We start from the raw sequence: 23,461 nt of genomic DNA, 5'->3' as shown, positions 1-23,461 counted from the left end.
CCCCTCTGTGCATTTTTTCTTCCATTTATTTTCATAAGCAAAATCTTGTGATTTTAAAGTTTCACTAACAATTTTTTTGAATTCTGCTTTGTTCATTTGTAGGCGGAATCTAAATATTCCTTTACTGTCAAAGGAAGTCTTCGTTTTAAGTGAGGATACATTTCCAAATAGTCATCAATCCCTTTCTCAAAGGCTGGTTTAATAAACTTCTCTGTATTCTCTAAAATACTCTCTGAAAGACTTTCCTTCGTCAGATCAGATAGTTTATAATCTCCAAGCATTTTGTCGTTATCATTGTAAACAAAACGACCTCCAAAATCTCCAAAGCCATAACTCAACTTCTCTAATTTTTCATGAAGCTTTTTTATAAAAAAGCCGTAATTGATATAAAAAGAGTTCTCAAAGTTAGATTTTTGAAAGCCAACAAATACCTTTAAATCAGTATTTTCAAATGTATAATATTTATTTTCATAAGCAAAATTTTGTGATTTCAAAGTTTCGCCAACAATTTTTTTGAATTCTGTATTATTCATTAAAAATTAGAAGCCCAGATATTCTTTCACACGTTTTTTACAAAGAAACTTGAAGTGAGGGTACAACTCAAAATAGTTTGCTAGTCCATCATCAAAGGCAGGCTGAATCAACATTTTGATATTACTATTAATAGAAGCCACTAAACTTTCTGAGGTTATCTTCTCTAGATTATAGCTATCTAGGTTCTGATAAACAAATCTACCACCAAAGTCTTCCAAACCTTGTTTATATAGAGGTAATTTCCCATCATAAATGCCTTTGATTAAAAAGCCGTAATTGATATAGAAAGAGTTCTCAAAGTTAGATTTTTGAAAGCCAATAAATACCTTTAAATCAGTATTTTCAAATGTATAATATTTATTTTCATAAGCAAAACCTTGTGATTTCAAAGTTTCGCCAACAATCTTTTTAAATTCTGTTTTGTTCATAATTTACCTCTTTATTAGTAAGTATCTAAGACACCCTTCCAATTTCCTCCGAACTCAGCATTTATTTCCTCAATATATCCTTGAAGTTGCTTCACGCCTAATTTAATCTGTTTAGGATTATTTGGCTTCAATTCATAAACAGTCTGGTTTTCAAAATCAATAAAGTCAACTCTCCTCCCACTTGGTAGTACAAATTCTTTTCTCCGAGTACTTCCATTTATTTCTGAAGCTTTATACTCTTTATGAACTTCTCTACCAAGTTTTAAACTTGATTTAGTATAACCTCTTTCATTAACAGGAATTTCCATACTTGGTTTGAAAGTTGGTTTCGGGATGTTAGTGTTTCCTTCAGTCAATATCGGCAATTTAGGTTTCCAGTCCTCAGAAACTATATTGGGACCATAAACAGGGGTAATTTCTGGCAATTCTGGAGTCCAATTCTTTGATGGAAGTTGAGGACCAAAAACTGTCTGACTACTTACGATTGGATTCCTTAACTCACCTGCAAAATTTGTATCAATTCCATAAACAGGCTTCCCATTGTAGACTTGATGCCCCACATAAGATCCAACCATCATATCTGTCCAAGCAACCGTATCTGGAATAGCTTTGACCCATCCGTAGTTTTTTGCTGTGATGATTTCAGCTTCTGTAGCCGGTTCATTAGTACTTGGATTTTTTCCTGTTTCAAGAATATATTTATTCCGCTTTGCAGCGTAATCTGGATCACGCCAATCAATCGGTTCAGCGTTCATTAATTGGTTGAAGCGAACATAACTATAATCTTTCTTTGCTTTTTCCTCATCTGACATGAAGATATAGTCAAATTCGATACTTATTCTTCCACGTAAAAATTCTGGATACTTATCCGCTAGCTCAACTAACGACATACCATCTACTTCTTCTTTATCAGATGCTAGAAGATTTGCCTTCATTTTTTTTGAACTTTCACTTTCAATATATATCGCACCTCCCCCTGCTCTCAAATACTGATATCGAGAATAAATATAATTAATTTGTTCTGCAGTCAAATCGGCTCTTTGAGGAAAATTATAACCAGTATTGAGATAGCTTTCGTACTCACTGATAAGTTTACCGTACCGCTCTTCCATCTCGGAAAATGACAATTCGTCAATATATTTCACGAAAGACTGTTGACTCTTCGTCTCCTCTATTCTCTCCTGCCGCTTAGTCCATCCGGTATTGATGGTACCTTTCCAGCTGAGATCAGCATCTCGGCGAGGAGGAAGATAAGTCTGAGTAGATGCATCCCAGCTCTGTGCTGCCTGAGACAGGCCAGTAGATGCGGCTACTAAATAAGTCTCTGCTTCCACGAAGATAGTTGGCGAACTCTCATTAAAAGCAAGCAAATTATCCAAAATTTCTTGAAAGACTTGCCTAGCACTTTCTGCAACAGCGATGGAAGCACTGAAATCCACAATAGACATACCTTTATTATTTGCATAGAGTTGCGATTTGCGTTCCAACTCTGCCAGTTGCTGTTCTGCAAAACGAATTTTCTCTTCCAGTTCTGATTGGCGCCAGCTCTTGCCGTCTACTTCTGCCGTGTAGTTACTAACAAAATTTTGACAAGCTACGGCTATCGCTTCCTGATAGAGAATGACTCCCTGAACAATCGGGATGACCGTTCCGACAACATGATTTTTGGCAGAATCATACGCTTTACCTTTTAGTTCATCCTCATTATGAAAAGCTGATAAAACGCTTATTAGTTTAAGATTCTGCCCCAAACATTGTTCAACCGCTCGACCAAGGCTTTCAGCCTGCGTTCGCGCAGCTTCTAGATACATATCAATACTCATCTTTACTCCTCGCTAGCTAAAGTACACTTCTCTTTGTAGACTTCCTCTAGTTGATTTTCTGCGTTTTGATGATCTTTCCGCAGTTTTTGTATCTGATCCTCTATATCAAGCTTTAGCTGTCTGCTTCGATGAGAAAAATCTAGCTGACAATCTGCTATCTTACTGTAATATCGGCTTCCTTCGAAATCATAAGACAGATCATGAAACCACGTCCCCATAGAATCCAACTGACATAATACATCTTCTTCTTGAGCTTTTGCCTGTCCCAACTTTTGATAGAGTTCCCATTCATGATCAGCAAGCCTCCGCTCCTTGGCCAACAAGGCAGTCCATCGCTTATCTTCCTGCATTGATTATTCCTCCAAAGCAGTCAAGGTACTCAGACCTAAATCTTTTTTAGTGACTGTCGGTTCCTTTTTAGGCGGTAAATAGTTAGTAGTCAGACTTTGACGAATCATAGCATCCTTATCCTCAAACTCTGCTGCTACACTATGAACATTCTGAATAATACTTGTAATGTGTGCCCCGAGCTGCCCTTGTAGGTTCTCAACATTTGAAATCCCTGCATTTGCATTAGAATTTCCAGCAACAGTTGTCTGCGAATCTCGAGTAATAGCCATCATCTGCAGGAAATTTGCATCTCCGATTGCCGTCGCATGTCGGGCTGCTGTTGATAGGTCGCTCTTAACTTGGTATTGATCCATCCGTCCTCTCCTCTACATTTTTTCTTATTGTACCATAAAATAAAAAAAGAGCAAAAAATTTCCAAGAAACAGTCTGCTCTTAAAGTATTTATTCTTTGTTTTCTTCTTTCTGCTCTAAGGTACGCTGGTAGGCCTGAATCTGTCGTTCCAGTTCTTCTTTGATAGCTCCTTCGGGAGCGTATTTTTCTTCCCAATCATCTGGTTTGAGAATTTTATGGGTAACGGGGTCAAAGTGAGCTTTTCCATCTGGGAAAATTTTGCCCATATTAGCCCGATGGACAATATCGAACAGCTGCTCTGGATCTACTCCCATCAGGACAAAGCTGCCATAAGTGAAGTATAGAGTATCAATCAAGGCATCTACCTGACCGACTAGAGAAACCTCAGCCTGACTCTTAGAGCGAACCTTGTCAGCAGCCTTGTCAAGCGCTTGATGGAGATAGGCTACAGAACTGTTAAAGTCTTCCTCTGAGTTACTAGCTGCTCGCAGAAACTCAACCAACTCTTCTAGCTTAAAGCCTGCACGATAGCGAGCGTCCTGAGGCGACCAGGCAATCGGCTCTTCCTGAGTACTTTCATCCATGACACTATGGAACTCTTTAACCTTATTAAAGTGATGGTCGCTGCTGGTAAAGACCTTTTCCCTCGCTAGTATGCCAAAATGCTCCAGAGCCTTGTGAATCCCATCTTGACTATTGCTGCTAGTCGTATGCTTGGCCACTTCCTTGACCGAGCTGGTTCCATTTCCCATAGCAATGGACAGGCCAACTCCCGATAGCATTTCCAAGTCATTGTCAGAGTCACCGAAGGCCATGACCTGATGAATGTCAAAACCATATTCCTTGCCGACTCGGCGAATCCCCTCTAGCTTAGATGTATCTTTATTGATAATATCAACCGCATAGGGGCTGCTGCGGGTAAATTTCAAATCAGGGAAGTCTGCTTCAATCTTGCGGCTTTCTTCTGGACTGGCCAAAATCAATGCTTGGTAAATCGGCTCCTGTATCAACTGCAGGAGATCCTTTTCATGCTGGGGCAGCGCCTTGCTGATGACCTTATTAAATCCATGACTGACTGTTCGCGCCATTCGCTTAGGGATGAAGCGGCTAGTCCACTGGGAGAAAGGGCTCATACCGAAGGACATAATCTTGGAGCCCAGCATAGCCTCAGCCGTTCCCAAGGAAATTTCTTTCCGATGCTTCTTAGCATAGGCGATTAAATCCCGCAAACTCTGCTTATCAATGGGACTGGCAGAAATTACCCTGTCTCTTGAAAAAATGTACTGGCCATTATAGGTCACAGCAAAGTCTAAGTCCAATTGCTCCATAAAAGGTTTGACAAAGAAAGGACCACGGCCTGTTGCCAAACCGACTAATATTCCTTGCTCCTTTAAACTCTGAATAGCCTTTTCTGTAGATTTCAAAACCGTTCGACTGTCATTGACCAGTGTCCCATCAATATCAAAAAAGACGGCCTTTACTTCCATTGATTTTCTCATTCTTTCCTTTTATGATACAATAAATTATAACACAAAAATGACATACAATCACATGAATTGCAGAAAAGAAAAGCTGGAGTAATATCTATGCAACAGGATTGAAAACTCTATGAAAACAGAATGTAAGTTTTCGAATCTGCATTATGACTACAAGGAGAAAAAGGATTTATGACAAAGAAAATCTTGGTCCTGCACACAGGAGGAACCATTTCCATGCAGGCTGACGGCTCTGGGGCTGTCGTCACCAATGCTGATAACCCTATGAACCATGTGACCCTTCCGCTTGAGGGGATAGAGACGGAAGTCATTGACTTTTTTAATATTCCCAGTCCTCATATCACACCCCAACACATGCTCAAACTTTACCAGAAAATCAAAGCCAGTGCTAACCAATTTGACGGAGTAGTCATTACTCATGGGACGGACACTTTAGAAGAGACGGCTTACTTTCTGGATACTATGCAGTTGCCGAAGATCCCGGTCGTTCTGACCGGAGCTATGCGCAGTTCCAATGAGCTGGGGAGCGACGGAGTCTATAACTACCTGACAGCCCTGCGGGTGGCTAGCGATGAAAAAGCTGGTGATAAAGGCGTACTTGTCGTTATGAATGACGAGGCACATGCAGCCAAATATGTAACCAAGACCCACACGACCAATGTCAGCACCTTCCAGACACCGACTCACGGACCACTTGGCTTGATTATGAAGCAGGAAATTCTCTATTTTAAGACAGCGGAGCCTCGAGTCCGCTTTGACTTAAACAGCATCTCTGGTCTGGTGCCCATCATTCCAGCTTATGCAGGTATGAAGACAGAGCTTCTGGACATGCTGGATTTAGACAAGATAGACGGTCTCATCATAGAGGCATTCGGTGCTGGCAATCTTCCTAAGGAAGTAGCTGACAAGCTGGCTGATATGATAGCAGAGGGACTGCCAATCGCTCTGGTCTCTCGCTGCTTTAACGGGATCGCTGAGCCAGTCTATGCTTATGAAGGAGGAGGCGTTCAGCTGCACCAAGCTGGTATCTTCTTTGTCAAAGAGCTCAATGCCCAAAAAGCCAGAATCAAACTGCTCATCGCCCTGAATGCTGGACTCAAAGGCCAAGAACTCCGGGATTATATGGAAGGCTGAGGAAAAAAATCCCTATTTATTTTCTTTAAATACCAAAAAGTGCTAAGTTTGCTTAGCACTTTTTTTGACTCTTTCATATTCTAACACTGGGAAAACTTCATTGAATCGCTGGTCTTAGAAGATAACCTCAAACAGAGACTCTAGAATTTCAAAAATATAATCACTTACCATAGGTCACCTCCATTTTCTGAGCTTGCTTAAATGTCTTCGGATAGTGGACTTTGATTGTAACTTTCATAGCTTTTACCTCGCTTATCATTAATTCTTTAAGAGCAAAAACGAAACTCTTGGGACGTTTGACCTCAAGTTTGGTCCCTAATCTTTTTGTTCTTACTTGGATATAAGGATACAGCCCTAAACTTAAGAATCTCTTATAGATTTCTTAGGGAAAGCTTATAGTCAAAGAAATCCGGCAGCATCCCTATCTACTATTTGAAATGAACAAGTCTTTTCTGCCACATACAAAAAACTTCACCGATCGGGTGAAGCTTGTGATTTGTTAGGAGATTGTTGATGAAAAAATTCTAAATTATTCTGCTTCTTTGAGTAACTCATACCTCGCAAGTCTTCTAGTCTTCAAGCTTTGGTTACAGGATTTTAAGTAATGTTTACATTGTCATTGGACCTACCTCTTTCTTTGATTTGACAATAGTATAGTCCCTAAAACTTAAAACCTACTTATAAATAACTTGCAGGAAACTTAATCCAAAGAACTCTTAATCTAGGTAATCTCGCTTGTCCAAATGAAGAGCAATCAAGTGCCAACTAGGATCTGTCCGCCAGTTCGGATCAGCCGTAATCTGGCTAGCAACCTTTCTGGCTTCTTCTAAAATCGGATAATCTTCCACGATGTCTGCCACTTGAAACTCAGGAATACCAGACTGCCGAGTGCCAAAGATTTCTCCAGAGCCTCGCATTTTCAGATCCTCCTCAGCCAGCAGGAAACCGTCGGTCGTCTCAGTCATGATTTTCATGCGGCGCTTGCCCGACTCCGTCTTAGGATTGGCAACAAGGACGGCATAAGACTGCTTATTCCCTCGGCCGACGCGGCCTCTCAGCTGATGAAGCTGGCTGAGTCCAAAGCGGTCCGCATCCATGATGACCATCACCGTAGCATTTGGGACATTGACTCCGACCTCAATGACTGTGGTAGAGACTAGAATATCAGGCCGTCCTTCCTTGAAGTCCTGCATAATCTCCTCTTTTTCCTCGCTCTTCATCTTGCCATGAAGCAGAGCCACTTGGGCCTGCTGACCAAAATAGGCTGTCAGTTCTTCTTCTAGGGCAATGGCATTCTTAAGATCCAGCGCCTCAGATTCCTCAATCAAGGGAGAGATAAAGTAGACCTGAGCGCCCTTGTGGAGCTCTTTTTTCAGCCAGTCGAGGACGACTTCCAGCTGCTCATGCTTGACCCAGCGGGTGATGATAGGCTTGCGTCCCGCAGGCATCTGGTCAATGATAGACACATCCATATCACCAAATGCTGTAATTGCAAGGGTTCTGGGAATTGGCGTCGCCGTCATCATGAGGACATCAGGATTGTCTCCCTTTTCCCGTAAAATCCGGCGCTGCTCCACACCAAAGCGATGCTGCTCGTCAATAATGACCAAGCCCAACGCATGGTAACGGACTCCTTCCTGAATCAGGGCATGGGTTCCGACAATCATGTCCACCTGACCCTTTTCAATCGCTGCCAAGGTTTCCCGGCGCTCAGCTGCTTTCATCCCACCAGTTAGCAGGGCCAGCTTCAATTCTGGAAATAGCTGAGCTAGGCTGTCAAAATGCTGCTCAGCCAAAATTTCTGTTGGAACCATCAGAGCTGACTGAAAGCCAGCTGTATAAACAGCATACATAGCCAGACCAGCGACAACAGTCTTTCCACTTCCCACATCCCCCTGCAGCAGGCGATTCATGTGTCCAGGCGATCGCAAATCCTGCAAAATCTCTGTCAGACTGCGCTCTTGAGCCGAAGTCAGCTCAAAAGGTAAGCTCTGCTTTTTCTCGGCCACAGCATCCGATTGCCAATCAATCTTCAATCCATTGCTGACAGCCTTGGTTTCTCTCTTTAAGACCTGCAGCTGCATTTGGAAATAAAAAAGTTCTTCAAATTTAACCCGCCTCAAAGCCTGCTTGTAGTCCGCCAAGTCCTTTGGAAAATGCATGGCCCGCACAGCCTCAACTCTGCTCACTAGCTGGTAGCGTTCCAGCAGGGACTGGGGCAGATTTTCCTCTAAGAGCAAATCCAATCCTTGGTCAAAGGCAGTCTTAATCAGTTTGACCAAACTGGCCTGACTAATTCCCTGAGCCAGCCGATAGACAGGCTGCAAGTCGTCCTCTATCTGAGCCAGTAGTTTCATTCCAGTCAGACTGGCCTTGGCTTTATCCCACTTTCCAAAGACGGCTATATTAGCTCCCACTTCAATCTTGTCTGCCAGATAAGGCTGGTTAAAGAAGTTAACTGCCAGAGCGACATCTCCCTGCTTGATGGTAAAGCGCAGGCGATTGCGTTTGTAGCCGTAATACTGGACATTGGCCGGGGTCACAACCTGACCAGAAACAACTGCCTTTTCTCCATCCTCCAAGTCTAGGACATTCTTACTCTTAAAATCCTCATAACGAAAAGGAAAATAAAGCAGCAAATCCTGCAAAGTCTCTAGACCCAGCTTGGTAAATTTTTCTGCTGATTTCGGTCCCACACCAGGCAGAACCGTCAAAGGTTGGTGTAAATTCATAATTCCTCTTTCAGTTCTGATACTGCTGCGGATATAAAATCACAGACAGGGGGGAAAAGATAGAACATTATCAAATACTTCAAGCGGTTCCCTTCATTAATCTTCTTAGTCTTTATAGACCCTCAGTACACGGTCGCTAATCAAGCAAACCACCTCATAGTTAATGGTGCCACGTTTTTCTGCCACATCTGTCGCCGTAATGGTCTCCGCTCCGCTATTCCCAATCAACACAACCGGAGTGCCAAGGGGATAAGCCTGAGGCAGGCGCACTGTAATCTGGTCCATGGAAACTCGGCCGACAATAGGGCAGCGCTGACCATCAATCAAGACATCAAAGCCCTGCATATCCCGTGTCCAGCCATCCGCATAACCCAAAGGAATGGTACCAATCCACTCTTGAGACTGGCTAGTGTAGGTAGCTCCATAGCCAACATCTGCTCCAGCCTCAACTTCTTTGACATGCACCAATTCTGAGACCAGCGACAAAGCTGGCTTGAATTCATAAGGAAGTTCCAATACTCTTCCGCTGGGGTTGAGACCATAGATGATATCACCCAGCCGAACTGCATTTAGAACGGTCTTGCTGTGCCAGAGAGAGGTGGCGGAATTACTAGCATGAACGAGAGGAGGCACATTGTCCAGCTCAGATAAGATCTGATGGAAACGAGCCAGCTGGGCTTCAAACTTATAGTGATCCACTTCATCTGCCGTTGCAAAGTGGGTAAAAATTCCCTCTGCGACAGCCCCAGCAGCCTGCAAGCGATGGATTGCCTCCTGAGCTTCCTGACTATCTCGAAAACCAATCCGCCCCATACCAGAGTCAATCTTGATATGAAAATTCAATCCTGTTAAGTCTTTTTCCGCATCTAAGGATAGATCCAACCACTCCAGACTGGCTACGGTCAGAGACACCTTTCCCTTTCTAGCCAGCGGAAGCGCAGCCAGATCTGATACTCCTAGCACCAGAATTTTTTTGCCAATACCCGCTGAGCGCAGCTCCAAAGCTTCATCGATATTTGACACACAAAATCTATCTACAAGGGGCTCAATGTGCCTAGAAACCTCAATAGCTCCGTGGCCATAAGCATCGGCCTTGACGACAGCCCACTTCTCAGTCGTCTGAGGCAGATGGGCACTCAGTTGTCTAATATTAAAAGCAATGGCAGCTAAATCAATCACTGCCTTGCTGGGTCTATGCAGACTAGCTTTCATCATCTTCCTCCAAAATAACGCTGGCTGTAACTAGCCCAGCAGCATGGCTGAGCGAAATCCAAACCTTGCCAGTAAAAGGTGACCGGCTGAAATAAGGCGCTCCCTGACGGTCGTTTAAAATCTCCAAATCCTGAAACCTGAGCTTACCAATACCGGTTCCCCAAGCTTTAGAAAAAGCCTCCTTGGCAGCCCAACGACCAGCTAGAAATTCTATTTTCCGTTTGCCTGATAACTCCTCAAAACGAGAAAGCTCCGCCTCAGTCAGCACCTTCTTTGCAAAACGGGCATTTTTCAGATAGGCTCGCTCAATGGCAGCCAACTCTTCTATGTCAATTCCGTGTCCTTTTATCATATCATTCTCTAGAAAGGCGACAAAACTCAGCTGGGCCGCCAGCTGAGTTCGTCTTCACCCGACAGTTAGTCCTCTTTACAGGTCAAGACTGTCCCTTTCAATTTTCCTTATTTATCTAAAGTGTTGTAAATTTCTTCAATGAGCTGAACAGTATTGTCCCAGCCCAGACAAGGATCGGTGATGGATTTACCAAAGACTTCCGGTTCATTTTGCCGGCCATCTTCCAGATAAGACTCAATCATAAAACCACGAACCGCTCTCTTAATCTTTTCGTTCCAATCCCGATTCAGCAAGGTCTGACGCACAATCCTAATCTGTTCCAGATACTGCTTGCCAGAGTTATCGTGATTGGTATCGATGACGATGAAAGGATTCTCCAAGCCCATTTTTTCGTAGTAGGAAATGGCATCCAGCATATTCTCATAGTAGAAATTTGGAATGTTCTTACCGTATTCATTGGTCGCCCCACGCAGAATAACATGAGCCAAAGGATTCCCAGAGGTTTCTACTTCCTGGCCATGAAAAAGGAAAGTCTGCTTATTTTGTGCCGCATAGACAGCGTTAAACATAACACCCAGATTGCCAGAAGTTGGATTTTTCATGCCTACCGGGGCATCAATACCTGACGCCACAAAACGGTGCTCCTGGTCTTCAACTGAGCGTGCACCCACAGCATGATAGCTGACCAAGTCGTCTACCAGCACAAGATTGGACGGATAGAGCATCTCATCAGCCGTCGTCAGACCAGTCTCTGTAATGACGCGGTAGTGCAACTGACGAACAGCCTGCAAACCATTGATAAGACTTGGTGCTTTAGACGTATCTGGCTGGTGAACCAACCCCTTATAGCCATCCCCATTGGTCCGCGGCTTAGCAGTATAGACCCGCATAACGATAAAAATCTTATCTGCGACCTTCTTCTGCAGCTCTGACAAACGACGGGCATACTCCAGCACAGCCTCTTCATTGTCCGATGAACAAGGACCAATCACCAAGATAATACGCTCGTCTTCTCCACTGAGAATCTCAGCTAGTTCTTGGTCTCGCTTGTTTTTATGAGCCAAGGCCTGACCAGTCAGCCTGGTTCTGGACTTAATCTGCTCAATGTCAATCTTCTGACCTTTTTCAATAAATGCCATACTATTTTCCTAATGTATCATAAATTTCACGAACCAGCTGTTCTGTATTAGCCCAGCCCAGACAAGGATCAGTAATGGACTTACCAAAGACTTCTGGCTCGTCCTGACGACCGTCTTCCAGATAAGACTCGATCATAAAGCCACGTACTGTAGCCTTAATCTTTTCATTCCAGTCTCGGTTAATCAGAGTCTGGCGAACGATACGAACCTGTTCCAGATACTGCTTACCAGAGTTATCATGATTGGTGTCAATGATGATAAAGGGATTTTCTAAGCCCATTTTTTTATACTGGGCAATGGTATCCAGCAGGTTATCATAATAGTAGTTAGGAATATTCTTGCCGTATTCGTTCAGGGCACCGCGCAAGATAGCATGCGCCAAAGGATTGCCAGATGTTTCTACTTCCTTACCGGAAAATAGGAAACTCTGCTTGTTCTGAGCTGCATAGATACCGTTAAACATGACATTGAGATTACCAGAAGTCGGATTTTTCAAGCCAGTCGGCAGATCTGCTCCACTAGCTACAAAGCGGTGCTGCTGGTCTTCGACCGAGCGAGCTCCGACTGCCATGTAAGAAATCAAATCATCTACCAGAGGCAGATTTTCTGGATAGAGCATCTCATCAGCCGTGGTCATGCCTGTCTCGGAAATAACCCGATAGTGCAGATTGCGGACTGCCTTGATGCCGTTAATCAGACTTGGAGCGGCCGTCGCATTAGGCTGATGAATAAGCCCTTTGTAGCCATCTCCATTCGTCCGAGGCTTGGCAGTGTAAACACGCATGACCATGAAAATGCGATCTTTTACTTCTTCTTGGAGAGCAGATAGACGCTTGGCATACTCCAGCACCGCTTCTTCATTATCTGAAGAGCAGGGACCGATAACCAAGAGAATGCGGTCATCTTGACCACGCAGAATTGCTTCTAACTCTCGGTCACGTTTTTCCTTGCGAGCTAGCATGTCGCCTTCTAGCTTAGCAAGTTGGCGAACTTCTGCCACATCAATGGGTTGACTGGTTTCTTTAAAGGTCATCTATTCTCCTTCTTTTATGCTTACTTTTTACGGCCGTGACAGTTCTTGAACTTCTTGCCAGAGCCACATGGACAAGGGTCGTTTCTCTTTACGTTAGACAGGTCTGCATTATCAGGCATATTTGGCGCCTTGGCAGAGATATTGCGGGTAGCTGTGGTATTGATAGCCCGCTCTGTCCGAGGGCGCTCTTGCTCATGAATCTGCGCTTTCATCATCAGACGAGTCACATCGAATTCAATGGAGCCAATCATATCGTTGAACATACGGAAGCTTTCTGCTTGATATTCGACAACTGGGTTATTTTGTGCATAACCACGCAGTCCAACAGCATTGCGCAGCTGGTCAAGGGCGTCGATATGGTCAGTCCACTTGCTGTCCACCACGCGCAGAATCAAGACCTTCTGGAATTCACGTACAGCTTCTTCGTCTCGCAGCTTCGCAATCTGACTGTCATAGACTTCCAATGCACGTTCAAACAGATAATCTTTGATTTCTTGGTCAGACTTGCCTTCCAAATCTCTGTCAGAAATAGAATCTTCTGAAACCAAGTTATACTTAGCAAAGTTTAAAATCGCTTCAATCTTATCATCCTGATTAGAGTGACTGCTGCCATCCACGATACGGTTGATAGTCCGTTTAATCATAGCATGGATTTCAGGACTGAGGTCACGGTCAGCAGTAATGACATCGTGGCGCTCAGCATAGATAATTTCCCGCTGCTCACGCATCACGTCATCATACTGCAAGACTTGTTTCCGTGTATCGTAGTTATTTCCTTCGACACGCTTCTGAGCTGCCTCTACCTGACGGGTCAGCATGCCAGACTTGATAACAGAATCTTCGTCACTAAGGTTCATTCGATCCAAGAGGGCTTTAATGCGCTCTGATCCAAAGCGGCGCATCAGCTCATCTTCCAGTGACAGGTAGAATTGTGACTCACCTGGATCACCCTGACGGCCTGAACGTCCGCGCAGCTGATTGTCGATCCGGCGGCTTTCATGGCGCTCTGTACCGATAACGCAGAGACCGCCCAATTCGCGAACACCTTCACCCAACTTGATATCGGTTCCCCGTCCGGCCATATTGGTCGCAATGGTAACCGCCCCACGTTGGCCGGCGTTCATGATAATTTGTGCTTCTTTATAGTGGTTTTTCGCATTGAGGACTTCGTGAGGAACCCCAGCTTCTACCAATTTCTTAGAAATATAATCACTGGTTTCAACCGCAACGGTACCGACCAGAACTGGCTGGCCTTTTTCATGACGCTCTTTAACATCCTGAACAACTGCCTTAAACTTAGAATCAATACTTGGGTAGAGCAGGTCAGAATGGTCAATACGTGCTACCGGACGGTTGGTTGGAATCGGAATAACACGAATGTTGTATGTTTCGCGGAACTCTTCTTCCTCCGTCTTAGCTGTACCCGTCATGCCGGACAGCTTCTTATACATACGGAAGAGGTTCTGATAAGTAATGGAAGCAGAAGTCTTTGTTTCTTCCTGAATCGGCACACCTTCTTTGGCTTCAATCGCTTGGTGAAGACCGTCAGAGTAACGGCGGCCTTCCATTGTCCGACCGGTAAACTGATCGACAATTAGAATTTCCTGATCTTCACTGACCACATAGTCAATGTCAAGGAGCATGATGTAATTAGCTCGCAGAGCATTGTCGATAAAGTGAGTCAGGGCAACATTTTCAATATCGTAGAGATTGTCCAGTTTGAAGTAACTTTCTGCCTTGTCAATCCCTGAGTCAGACAGACCAATCGTCTTAGACTGAACATCGATGATGTAGTCGTCCTTATCCAGAGATTTGACATAGTGGTCAGCCATATGATAAAGCTGGTTGGTATCTGAAGAAACCGGTCCAGAAACAATCAATGGTGTCCGGGCTTCGTCAATCAGGATTGAGTCCACCTCATCGACCAAGGCATAGTTGAGCGGGCGCTGTACCATATTTTCAGCGCGGACTACCATGTTATCACGCAGGTAGTCAAAGCCGATCTCAGCATTGGTTGAATAGGTAATATCACAAGCGTATGCTTCTTTCTTCTCAGATGGAGACTTAGCTGCCAGATTGATACCGACAGAAAGGCCCAGCCAAGAGTAGAGTTCACCCATTTCGGTCGCGTCACGCTCAGTCAGGTATTCATTGACTGTGACAACGTGCACACCTTTTCCTGCAAGGGCATTTAGGTAAACTGGCATTGTCGCTGTCAAGGTTTTTCCTTCACCGGTACGCATCTCTGGAACGTCACCATGATGGAGAACGATCCCCCCCATAACCTGTACCTTATAAGGGAAAAGACCCAACACACGCTTAGCTCCTTCACGGACAACCGCAAAAGCTTCAAATAAGAGCTGATCTAAAGTTTCACCATCAGTATAGCGTTTCTTGAATTCTTCTGTTTTTGCCTGAAGTTCTTCATCAGACAAGGCCGCCATTTCGTCTTCATAAGCCAAGACCTTGTCAGCCATTTTTTCTAATTTTCTTAATTCACCTTTATCATTTTCAATGATAGTCTTTAAAATATTCGCCATTTTTTTCCTTACTATATAATAATCTTTCTGATTTTTAGAATGTTCTTTTCATTATAGCATGTTTTCCTATATCTTTCAAGAATGAAAAAAGCAAAAAAGCTTCATCAAACTGTGCTTACAGAACCGGGAGATAGCAGGAGATTAGAGGATAAAAAAAGAAAAGGCAGAGGTTTTACTCTGTCTTTTCGAGTCCAAACAGCACAAGGATAAACAAGTGTTTTTTCTTTTTGATAAAGAGACCTTTTTCCGATAGTGTCTAACACTCCTTGGACATTCTACCCCTCTTTTGGCTACTTAAAATCCAACAAGCGCATGGTGTCTTGGGCAATCATCAGTTCTTCGTTGGTTGGAAGAATGAGAATTTTAGCCTGAGACTGGGAATTTTGAATAAAGAGCTGACCTTGCTCGTTAGCTGCCTGATTTAAAGAAAGTCCTAAGCAATTGAGCTTTTGAACGACCAAGCTACGGATCAAGGCTGAATTCTCCCCGATTCCAGCAGTGAAAACCAAGGCGTCGAGCCCATCTAAATCTGTGATGTAGCTTGCAATGGTCTGAGCGATGCGGTTGACAAACATATTGACTGCTAGACTGGCTTTTTCATCGCCTCTATCACAAGCTTCCAGAACATCTCTTAAATCATTGCTGAGCTGGGAGATTGCTAGCAGACCGGATTCTTTATTGAGGACATCGCTTAATTGCTGGGCTGATAATTTTTCTTGTTCTAGCAAAAAAGGAAGAATCATGGGATCTATGTCACCGGAGCGGGAGCCCATCATCAGGCCAGCTAAGGGGGTGAATCCCATTGAAGTATTGACAGACTGACCATTTTTAATGGCGCAGATACTAGCACCATTGCCCAAATGGCAGTTGATAATCTTCAAATGCTCCGCAGCTTCTCCCTGCCCTTCCCAAATCTCCTTTACCTTTTGAGCAATATACTTATGACTCGTTCCATGGAAACCATACTTTCTCAGACCGTATTTATGATAGTAATCCCAGGAAAGAGGATAGAGATAATAGGCTTCTGAAAGGCTTTGATGGAAGGCTGTATCAAACACAGCCACTTGTCCTGTCTCCGGCAAGGCCTTTTGGAAAGCTCGAATCCCTACCAAGTTGACAGGGTTATGGCTAGGAGCCAAGAAGGACAGCTTCTCAATGATGGACAGCACTCGCTCATCTATCAAAGCAGAATCATCAAAGGACTCGCCGCCATGTGCTACCCGATGACCGACTCCATCTATCTCGTCCAGAGAAGCAATCAGCTTCCGCTCCAAAAGAAAGTTCAGCAGGTAATCCACCGCAAATTGATGAGAGGGAATCGCAAGCAGTTCCTTTTCTTTTTGACCTTCAAATTCAATCTTAAAAATGCCTTCCTTTAAGCCAATCTTTTCAAAAATTCCTTTCACCAAAAGGCTTTCATCAGGCATACTGAGCAGTTGAAATTTTAATGACGAACTGCCCGCATTAATCGCAAAAATTTTTTTAGACATATTTTTCTCCTGAGCAATGAAAACAGTGATTTTTTCAAATAACGTTTTTTGAAAACTGAAATTTTCCATTGCTACTTGTTAGATAAATAAGCAGCTTCAACTGGTCGGCTAGCTTATTTACTATTTTATATATTACATAGCATTGACTGCCAAGACAGCCAAGACAGCGCCGATAGTCGGTCCTACAATTGGCACCCAAGCATAAGCCCAGTTTGCATCTCCTTTATTCGGAACTGGCAAGAGGGCATAAGCAAGGCGCGGACCGAAGTCCCGAGCTGGGTTGAGGGCAAAACCTGTCGTCGAACCCAAAGACAAGCCGACCGCCATAATGAGGAAGCCAACTAAGAGTGGAGTGAGTCCAGGCGTGATTTCGCCGTGCGTTATCATCAAAAGTGCAAAGATGAAGAAGAAAGTCGCAACGATCTCGCTGAGCAAATTAAATGCTGGATTCTGGATGGCTGGTCCAGTAGCAAATACGCCAACTGAGTTGCCTTCTTCTGCCTTGGTTTCTTTGAAATGGGGATAATAGAAGAGCACTACAATAGCCGCTCCGACAAAAGCCCCTAGAATCTGAGCGATGATATAGCCCACCACTTGTTCCCAAGGGAAGATGCCACCCACCGCAAAGGCAATAGTGACAGCTGGGTTAAGGTGACCGCCAGTATTATAAAATCCTGCCGTATAGACACCCAAGGTCACTGCCAAGCCCCAGCCAAATACAACGGTAAACCAATTGGGAGCGAAACCTTTTGCAAGACTCTTATTAAGACTAATAGACGCTCCGATTCCATTCCCAAAAACCATCAGAACCATGGTGCCTAAAAATTCACCTAGATATTTTTCCATACTCCATACTCCTTCATTTCGAAATACTTTATACTCTCTCCTCTATATTGCTTCTACAGCGCAATATAGAGTCTAAGAAAGTATAAGAGAAATATGCTCGTGAAATAGGAGAAAATCCCTAGCTCCAAAGCATGGATTGCAAGCGGTATTCTCTCCTCTGATATTATTTAATTTGCTAGATTGCTTCTCTACAGACCTATAGCATACTCAGCAATGGACTGGTCTTCTTCAGAACTTCCTCCGCTGACGCCGATACCGCCAATCATTTCTGACTGGCAATAAATAGGAATGCCACCTGCTAAACTAACGACCTTATTGTCAGTCATCGTTTCCAGCTGGTAGAGCCATTGGCCAGGCTGAGTTAAAGGTGCTAAATCCTTGGACTGCATTCTCATGCCGACAGCTGTATAAGCTTTCTTATAAGCCATATCGTTACTCACTAACAAGGCATTTTCCATACGATAGGTCATCACAACTTGTGCTGCTGGATCAACCACCGTTATCACGACGGCTAGTCCCAGCTCTTCAGCCTTGCGTCTGGCCCTTGTTACCAATTCCCAGGCATCCTGATAGATATTTGTGAAAAGAAGAGGCTCTTTATCCAGTAAGGTTTGGCATCTGGCAAGGACTTTTTGGATAATGATGTCTTGCAATCCTGGGTTTCCTTCCCAGCTTGATAGTTCTGGACTGCTGAGCTCGTCTTTCTCTCTATCTCTAGCCATCCATTTCACCTCTTTTCAGTAGTTGATACGGACATCTTTTTGAATCGATCGGAACAAGTCAAAAAGATGCTTCTAACAGGTCAGATTTTTTAAACGGGACTCCCTTGACCAAACGCGCTGCATTTGAACCAAATAGGCGCAAGACGTGGTCCGGTATAGCGGAATAATCTTTGATACGATAGATAAATTTTTCAAGCGGCAAGTTACGATAATGGAGGACTGCATCTCGCCCGTCACAGGCAATCCCTACTAACAGCTGGGATTGAGTTGCAGCCACATGCGCTAGTGATACAGGATCGCTAAGTTCATCTGGGCTGACCAGACTAAAAGGAATACCTTCCTCTTCGATACCGTAGCCGATTTGTGCCACCTTATCCGCAGGAGCATTGTCCGTAGCAATAAACCTAATGGTGGGCTTTCTAGTATAAGCTAATTCCATAGCCGGCCCCCCATTTCTCTCTGACATAGGTCAAAATCAGTCCGGTCGCTACTGCATTTCGAGGTCCCACCAAGCCACGCACATTGCCTCGACCAGCTACAATGGCATGCTGAGAGAGGGCTTCGGTCACTAGCTGAGGTATTTCAAAGTCCAAAGCTGAGCCACCTACGATGACAACGAAAGGAATGTCTCGAATATTCTGAGTGGGACTGACGCGCTTGAGAGCTCGAACCGCATTGGTAACAAAGACCCTTTCCTTGGCTGACTGCCGAACGAGTTTGATTTTTTCGATAGAGTAGTCTCCATCATCAATAGGAACAAATTCATCATTTTCCTTGACGATGACGACTCTGGCAAACAAATCTCCAGACAACGGCTTGTCAAAAAATTGAACAGTGCCGTCTTCATGCCGGATATGGAAAAGACTTTCTACCTTGGCCAGAGGATATCGTTTGATGTCCTCTGCCAGATGATGATTTTCCAGTCCCAACTCCGAATTGATCAGCATGGTTACCATATCACCGGCACCGGCTAGATGGACAGCCAAGATTTGACCCATGCTATCAATAATGGAAGCATCTGTCGAGCCTGCTCCTAAGTCCAAAATAGCCAAGGGGCGATCCGTCCCTGGTGTAGTCAGAGCCCCGAGGATAGCTGATTCAGCTTCTGCTCCACCGATTTCTACAGTGATACCCAGCTCTCGTTCGACTTCTTGGGCAATGATGGACATTTGTAGCTTGTCAGAATTTACCATAGAGGCTATACCGACAGCCTGCTCCATAGAAAATTCTCCAGCCACACCACCGCGCACAGAAATCGGAGCAAAAGTATTAACGGCTAGTAAGTCACGGATATAAATGTCGGAAGGCTCTTTCTCGGTCAGGTCAGCCATGGTTTGGCGCACCTTCTCCAGCATGCCACCAACATTGGTGCCCGCCTCTCCGACAACATTGCTAATCTCGCCAGCATAGACAATTTTCTCCATAATCTCATCAGCACCCTTGGAAATATCTACCTTTAAGGTATGCTCCTTGCCGATAATTTGGATACTACCTGCTGGAATCGTCCGAGCCTGAACGTCACCTGCCGGTGTCTTAATCACGACAGCTGAGCGGTTGCCAATGAGGGCACGGGCAATGGGAACAATGCTTTTCGTCTCTTCTGCACTCAAGCCAAAGACCGTCGCAATACCATAGGGATTGGATAATTGAGAAATCACCTTTCCCTGCTCTACTACTTCAACAGCAGCTTGCATTCCCAAAGGAACCTTGTCAATAAAGAGAATCTCATCCACGATTGGAATCTTCTGGCTAATGCGGTTATTGACCAGAACCCCATCATCCGCCTGCAGAATGGCAGCGGTAATCTGATAGCCCTTGGCTAGATAGGCATTGATTAGCTGGGCAACCAAGTCAAAATCAATGACCTTCGGCACTACCACGATGTATTTCCCATCAAGAGGATGATGAACCAAGTCGAGAATATCTACCGTGAGTCCAATCCCCAGACCCAGACCGCCTGGAGTACGCGGATTATGACCAATCATGGTAGACTCAGTAATGACCGTCTCTGTGATAGTTTCCATGGCAACATCACCGATAACAGGCGTCGCTTCATTGATCCGAATCAAATCAACTTGTCCCAGTTCAAAGGATATTTGCTCCATCAATTTTCTCAGAGATTGATAAATCCCGTGGACATTTTCCTTGGTCCCCTTGATACCTGTTGTATCCGCAATGGCTGAGGCAAGAAAGTGAATGCTTCCATCATCTTGCACTTCAGCTAAGGCAGACTCGGTAGAAGAATTGCCTATGTCTACTCCAATGATTCGTTTCACATTTTCACCTCCACCAAGATTAGGCTATTTTGAGTAGCATTTATAAAAGCAGTGATAATAATCTTTTCTCAACCCAAAATAGCCTTGATAAAACCGGATTAGTTGTCGCCTTTCAACTTCTTGCGGCGTTCATAATTTTCAGCGGCTTCTCTGACAAAGCCCGCACAGATAACAGCTCCATATTGGTTTTCCAATTCATTGGCAATGTCCAATAATTCCTGTTTGGAAGACCGGTAAGGGCGCAGGGCATTGTAGATTTCCAACACACGCGCATCCGGAACCTTGGTCAGTTCCGCAGCCCGAGAAAAGTTATACTGGATTGCTTCGCGGCCGGCATTCTTAGCAATTTCACCTTGCTTGATCAAAATCTCCGGCTTAATCCGCAAATCCTCTGCTTTTACATAGCCAGACAAGATATTTTCCAGAGTAATATCTTCGAATTTCTTATCCTGACCAACCTTTATCCAGTCTGGGTGTTTTTTAGAAATAGGATAATCAGCCGCTGTCGCTTCATCAGAACTGACAGGACGATTGGCTGCTCCTTGACTAGCTGAGCTGCTATCGCTTAGCTCGGCTAATATTTGTTTTACTAATGTTTCTACTGATTCACTCATTCTGATTTCTCCTTGTAGACATCATATGCATCAAATCACCTGACATTCATCAGCTGGTTTTCCTCTTTTAACCAGTTTCGTTTCCTTGATATGCAGCAAAGCTGAGTAGGCCTGGTACTTAGGACGAGCCATTTGGTCGTTAAGGGTTGGCACCGGATTTGGTGTTTCACCCTTGGCATACTTAGCAGCATTTTTACCAATCAAACGATAGGTTTCAGGAGTTAACAAAGGTGCCTGCGGGAAGAGTTCCAGATTACTGAGCGGTGGCAAATCACGTTGGTGAATAACCGTTGTTCCCTTAGACTGAACACCGATAGAAATGCCAGAACCAGACAAGTGGTCTCCTTCTACCGCTACAAAGGCAACGTCAGAAGAACGATAGACCTTGACAATGCGAGCCTTGAGCCCTTCTTCTTCGATACCAGCCACCAGCTGACGCAGTACTTCCGTATGAGGAATGTCCACCATCGTCTTCACCTGCTGTTCTCCAAAGGCAGGTCCAACTGCAATAACGACTTCATCCGTTGACTGGCTAGGTTTAGCCACACCAACTGTACGGATGACAGCTTTTTCATTGGACACAGGCTTTGTGACAGGCTTTTCGCTTGTTTCAGCAGCTGTTTCGTTGGTATTGACGCTCATCTCTTTCATCACTTCTGCAATAATGGAGCGCAGTAAAGTTTCATTTATCTCTGTCATCTTAGCTCCTCCTATACATCACGCGGGTCAATCGCTTTAGGAATGTCTTTGACTTTTTCCCATTCTTCGCCGACCAGACGATGGCCTGTACCGACACCAACATAGTCATTCGGTGAATTCACCGCTGAAATAACATTCCAATCCCGATCAAAGATAGCAGATGTTTGCAGGAAATCTCCTGCTACACGTTGCTTGAACAAATTGAGCAGCTCATTGGCAACTTCTGGGAAGCCATTATTAGCCAAGGCTTTGATCAAATCAGCCCCTTGAACTCCGCGTTCCAGAATACCTTGAGCAGCCTTGATGTCTTCAACCTTATCCCGCTCTGGCATATCTTTAGAGCCATGAGCATAGGTCGCTGCTTCGACTTCTTCGTCGGTAATCGGCGGCAGGCCCAAGCCTTTGAAAAGAGCTTGCATAACGCGTGCTGCCTTGTTCCGAACCTTTACAACTTCCTCTTCTCGTACAGGACGAAGACCACCGTCTACCCGCAGGTCACGTTGCAAGACATTGTAGTCGTCAAAGTCTTCCGCATCCCAGTTAGAGCCGGCAAACATATTGTCATAGTTTGGCGTAGCAGAGTAGCCAGAGTTGATAAAGTCTGTACCTGGTGCAAACTGCATCAAAGTCCGAACGGAGCGACGTAAGTCTGAGTGAGTAAAGGTTTGGTCATTTGATGAAGCGCATTCCAAGTCCAGCATGCTGGCAATCAAGTTTTCAGCAACGACTGCCCGAATACCACTCGGAACAGCTGCAGGAATACCGATACAGCTTACTGATCCATTCTGAGTTCCTTGAACCCCAGCTGCTTTTGTTACATAGAGACAGCGAGCTTCCAGATAGAGCATGGACTTGCCTTCAGCTTGTCCCATCTGCACTTCAGACCCCGTACCGGAAGTGAAACGCATCTTGAGTCCACGAGAGGCATAGGCGGAAGCCAGAAAGGCCTTGGACCAAGGTGTATCATCTCCATCAGTGAAGACATCTTCTGTACCATAAACAGAGATGGTCTCAGCATAGGCCGTAAAGCCACGCATACCAAATTCTAGTTCTGTCGCTTCTTCCAAGGAGCACTGAGTCAGTACCCCAGGACGGCCCACTTGGGAGCCAATCATCAGTGACAGGGCATTGAAAGGAGCATAACGCACTACGGCAACCGTTGTTTCCTGCTCTGCAAAACCACGCAGAGCCCCTTCAGCTGCATCTGCTGCAATCTGAACTGGATTATCATTGACATTAGTGACGTGGGCTTGCGTAGCTGTTTGCTTACGGGTCCGCATCTTTTGCAGACACATCATGATTTCTACGACATTCATCTGATTGACCACTTCAATGATTTTAGCCGGAGTCATGGCCTTGGTCAGCTTGATGATTTCTGTCCGAGGTACATTCGGTGTCAATATTTTATTGGCAATCTCTCGTGAGTCCATCTGAATAACTTCTTCAGCTCGGCTCAGGTCAATCCCATAATTGGCAATGAATTGGTCAATCAGGTCAAATTCTTCTTTTGGTTTGCCGTCTAACTCAACCACTTTCCCATTTTGAATTTTGATACTGGGTTTAGGGTCATTGGGACTTTCCATAGCCACCAAACCTTCTTCAACCCATTCTTTTACAAATCCATCTTGGTTGATAGGGCGTTTGCTTAATACTTCAAAACGTTTGGATCTCATACCGTTTCCTCCCTC

21 protein-coding genes are annotated in these 23,461 nt (G+C 44.5%); 1 reads left to right on the top strand and 20 read right to left on the bottom strand.

Annotation, left to right across the window (positions count from 1 at the left end; translation table 11 throughout):
- Positions 1-92: 92 nt before the first annotated feature.
- From K1I80_RS05090 to K1I80_RS05065, 6 genes are all read right to left on the bottom strand, one after another.
- Positions 93-533, bottom strand: coding sequence for a DUF4304 domain-containing protein (locus K1I80_RS05090; protein WP_049544235.1), 441 nt, complete (start codon positions 531-533; stop codon positions 93-95).
- A gap of 6 nt (positions 534-539) precedes the next feature.
- Entirely contained in the window at positions 540-962 is a 423-nt protein-coding gene (locus K1I80_RS05085) for a DUF4304 domain-containing protein (protein WP_002902535.1), read from the bottom strand.
- A 14-nt stretch (positions 963-976) separates the two neighbouring features.
- A complete protein-coding gene (locus K1I80_RS05080; protein ID WP_223313187.1) occupies positions 977-2,785 on the bottom strand; it encodes a hypothetical protein in 1,809 nt (602 codons plus the stop codon).
- A gap of 2 nt (positions 2,786-2,787) precedes the next feature.
- The gene (locus tag K1I80_RS05075) at positions 2,788-3,135 is read right to left on the bottom strand and encodes a DUF3958 family protein (protein WP_125438317.1); all 348 of its coding nucleotides are present in this window, start codon (positions 3,133-3,135) and stop codon (positions 2,788-2,790) included.
- 3 nt (positions 3,136-3,138) lie between these two features.
- Complete coding sequence (locus K1I80_RS05070) at positions 3,139-3,489, bottom strand: TIGR04197 family type VII secretion effector (RefSeq protein ID WP_125438320.1); 351 nt, start codon at positions 3,487-3,489, stop codon at positions 3,139-3,141.
- A gap of 88 nt (positions 3,490-3,577) precedes the next feature.
- Positions 3,578-4,975, bottom strand: a complete 1,398-nt coding sequence (locus K1I80_RS05065; RefSeq protein ID WP_317628160.1) for a Cof-type HAD-IIB family hydrolase — start codon at positions 4,973-4,975, stop codon at positions 3,578-3,580.
- 180 nt (positions 4,976-5,155) lie between these two features.
- Here K1I80_RS05065 and K1I80_RS05060 point away from each other — a divergent pair, with 180 nt between their 5' ends.
- On the top strand, positions 5,156-6,118 hold the full coding sequence (locus K1I80_RS05060; RefSeq protein WP_223312210.1) for an asparaginase: 963 nt from the start codon (positions 5,156-5,158) through the stop codon (positions 6,116-6,118).
- 716 nt (positions 6,119-6,834) lie between these two features.
- Here the strand turns inward: K1I80_RS05060 and recG are convergent.
- The 14 genes from recG to K1I80_RS04990 all read right to left on the bottom strand — a co-directional run bounded on the left by recG (position 6,835) and on the right by K1I80_RS04990 (position 23,446).
- Positions 6,835-8,850 carry an ATP-dependent DNA helicase RecG gene (gene recG / locus K1I80_RS05055; protein ID WP_223313185.1) on the bottom strand — a complete coding sequence of 672 codons (2,016 nt, stop codon included), beginning with the start codon at positions 8,848-8,850 and terminating at the stop codon, positions 6,835-6,837.
- A gap of 105 nt (positions 8,851-8,955) precedes the next feature.
- Positions 8,956-10,062 (bottom strand): alanine racemase, encoded by a 1,107-nt coding sequence (gene alr / locus K1I80_RS05050; RefSeq protein ID WP_317627749.1) that lies wholly within the window; start codon positions 10,060-10,062, stop codon positions 8,956-8,958.
- Positions 10,052-10,414, bottom strand: a complete 363-nt coding sequence (acpS, locus tag K1I80_RS05045; protein ID WP_002913852.1) for a holo-ACP synthase — start codon at positions 10,412-10,414, stop codon at positions 10,052-10,054. Before acpS ends, alr begins: the two co-directional genes overlap by 11 nt.
- A gap of 107 nt (positions 10,415-10,521) precedes the next feature.
- Complete coding sequence (locus K1I80_RS05040) at positions 10,522-11,553, bottom strand: 3-deoxy-7-phosphoheptulonate synthase (protein ID WP_223313183.1); 1,032 nt, start codon at positions 11,551-11,553, stop codon at positions 10,522-10,524.
- 1 nt (position 11,554) lies between these two features.
- Positions 11,555-12,586 (bottom strand): 3-deoxy-7-phosphoheptulonate synthase, encoded by a 1,032-nt coding sequence (locus K1I80_RS05035; RefSeq protein WP_223313182.1) that lies wholly within the window; start codon positions 12,584-12,586, stop codon positions 11,555-11,557.
- A gap of 20 nt (positions 12,587-12,606) precedes the next feature.
- A complete protein-coding gene (secA, locus tag K1I80_RS05030; protein WP_223313181.1) occupies positions 12,607-15,126 on the bottom strand; it encodes a preprotein translocase subunit SecA in 2,520 nt (839 codons plus the stop codon).
- Positions 15,127-15,416: 290 nt separating this feature from the next.
- Positions 15,417-16,616: an acetate/propionate family kinase gene (locus K1I80_RS05025; RefSeq protein WP_223313180.1), complete on the bottom strand. Its 1,200-nt coding sequence runs from the start codon at positions 16,614-16,616 to the stop codon at positions 15,417-15,419.
- 132 nt (positions 16,617-16,748) lie between these two features.
- Positions 16,749-17,462: an MIP/aquaporin family protein gene (locus tag K1I80_RS05020; RefSeq protein WP_125340462.1), complete on the bottom strand. Its 714-nt coding sequence runs from the start codon at positions 17,460-17,462 to the stop codon at positions 16,749-16,751.
- Positions 17,463-17,650: 188 nt separating this feature from the next.
- Entirely contained in the window at positions 17,651-18,184 is a 534-nt protein-coding gene (locus K1I80_RS05015; protein ID WP_223313179.1) for a GlcG/HbpS family heme-binding protein, read from the bottom strand.
- A 58-nt stretch (positions 18,185-18,242) separates the two neighbouring features.
- A complete protein-coding gene (locus K1I80_RS05010; RefSeq protein ID WP_009659783.1) occupies positions 18,243-18,623 on the bottom strand; it encodes a glycerol dehydratase reactivase beta/small subunit family protein in 381 nt (126 codons plus the stop codon).
- The gene (locus K1I80_RS05005) at positions 18,604-20,460 is read right to left on the bottom strand and encodes a diol dehydratase reactivase subunit alpha (protein ID WP_223313178.1); all 1,857 of its coding nucleotides are present in this window, start codon (positions 20,458-20,460) and stop codon (positions 18,604-18,606) included. Before K1I80_RS05005 ends, K1I80_RS05010 begins: the two co-directional genes overlap by 20 nt.
- 98 nt (positions 20,461-20,558) lie before the next feature.
- On the bottom strand, positions 20,559-21,074 hold the full coding sequence (locus K1I80_RS05000) for a diol dehydratase small subunit (RefSeq protein WP_223313177.1): 516 nt from the start codon (positions 21,072-21,074) through the stop codon (positions 20,559-20,561).
- 30 nt (positions 21,075-21,104) lie between these two features.
- Positions 21,105-21,773, bottom strand: coding sequence for a propanediol/glycerol family dehydratase medium subunit (locus K1I80_RS04995; RefSeq protein ID WP_002898192.1), 669 nt, complete (start codon positions 21,771-21,773; stop codon positions 21,105-21,107).
- Positions 21,774-21,784: 11 nt separating this feature from the next.
- Complete coding sequence (locus K1I80_RS04990; RefSeq protein ID WP_002910470.1) at positions 21,785-23,446, bottom strand: propanediol/glycerol family dehydratase large subunit; 1,662 nt, start codon at positions 23,444-23,446, stop codon at positions 21,785-21,787.
- Between the last annotated feature and the right edge of the window lie 15 nt (positions 23,447-23,461).

This window comes from Streptococcus sanguinis (assembly GCF_019929225.1).
Taxonomy (GTDB): Bacteria; Bacillota; Bacilli; order Lactobacillales; family Streptococcaceae; genus Streptococcus; species Streptococcus sanguinis_J.
This window is presented reverse-complemented; position numbering and strand designations above follow the sequence as displayed.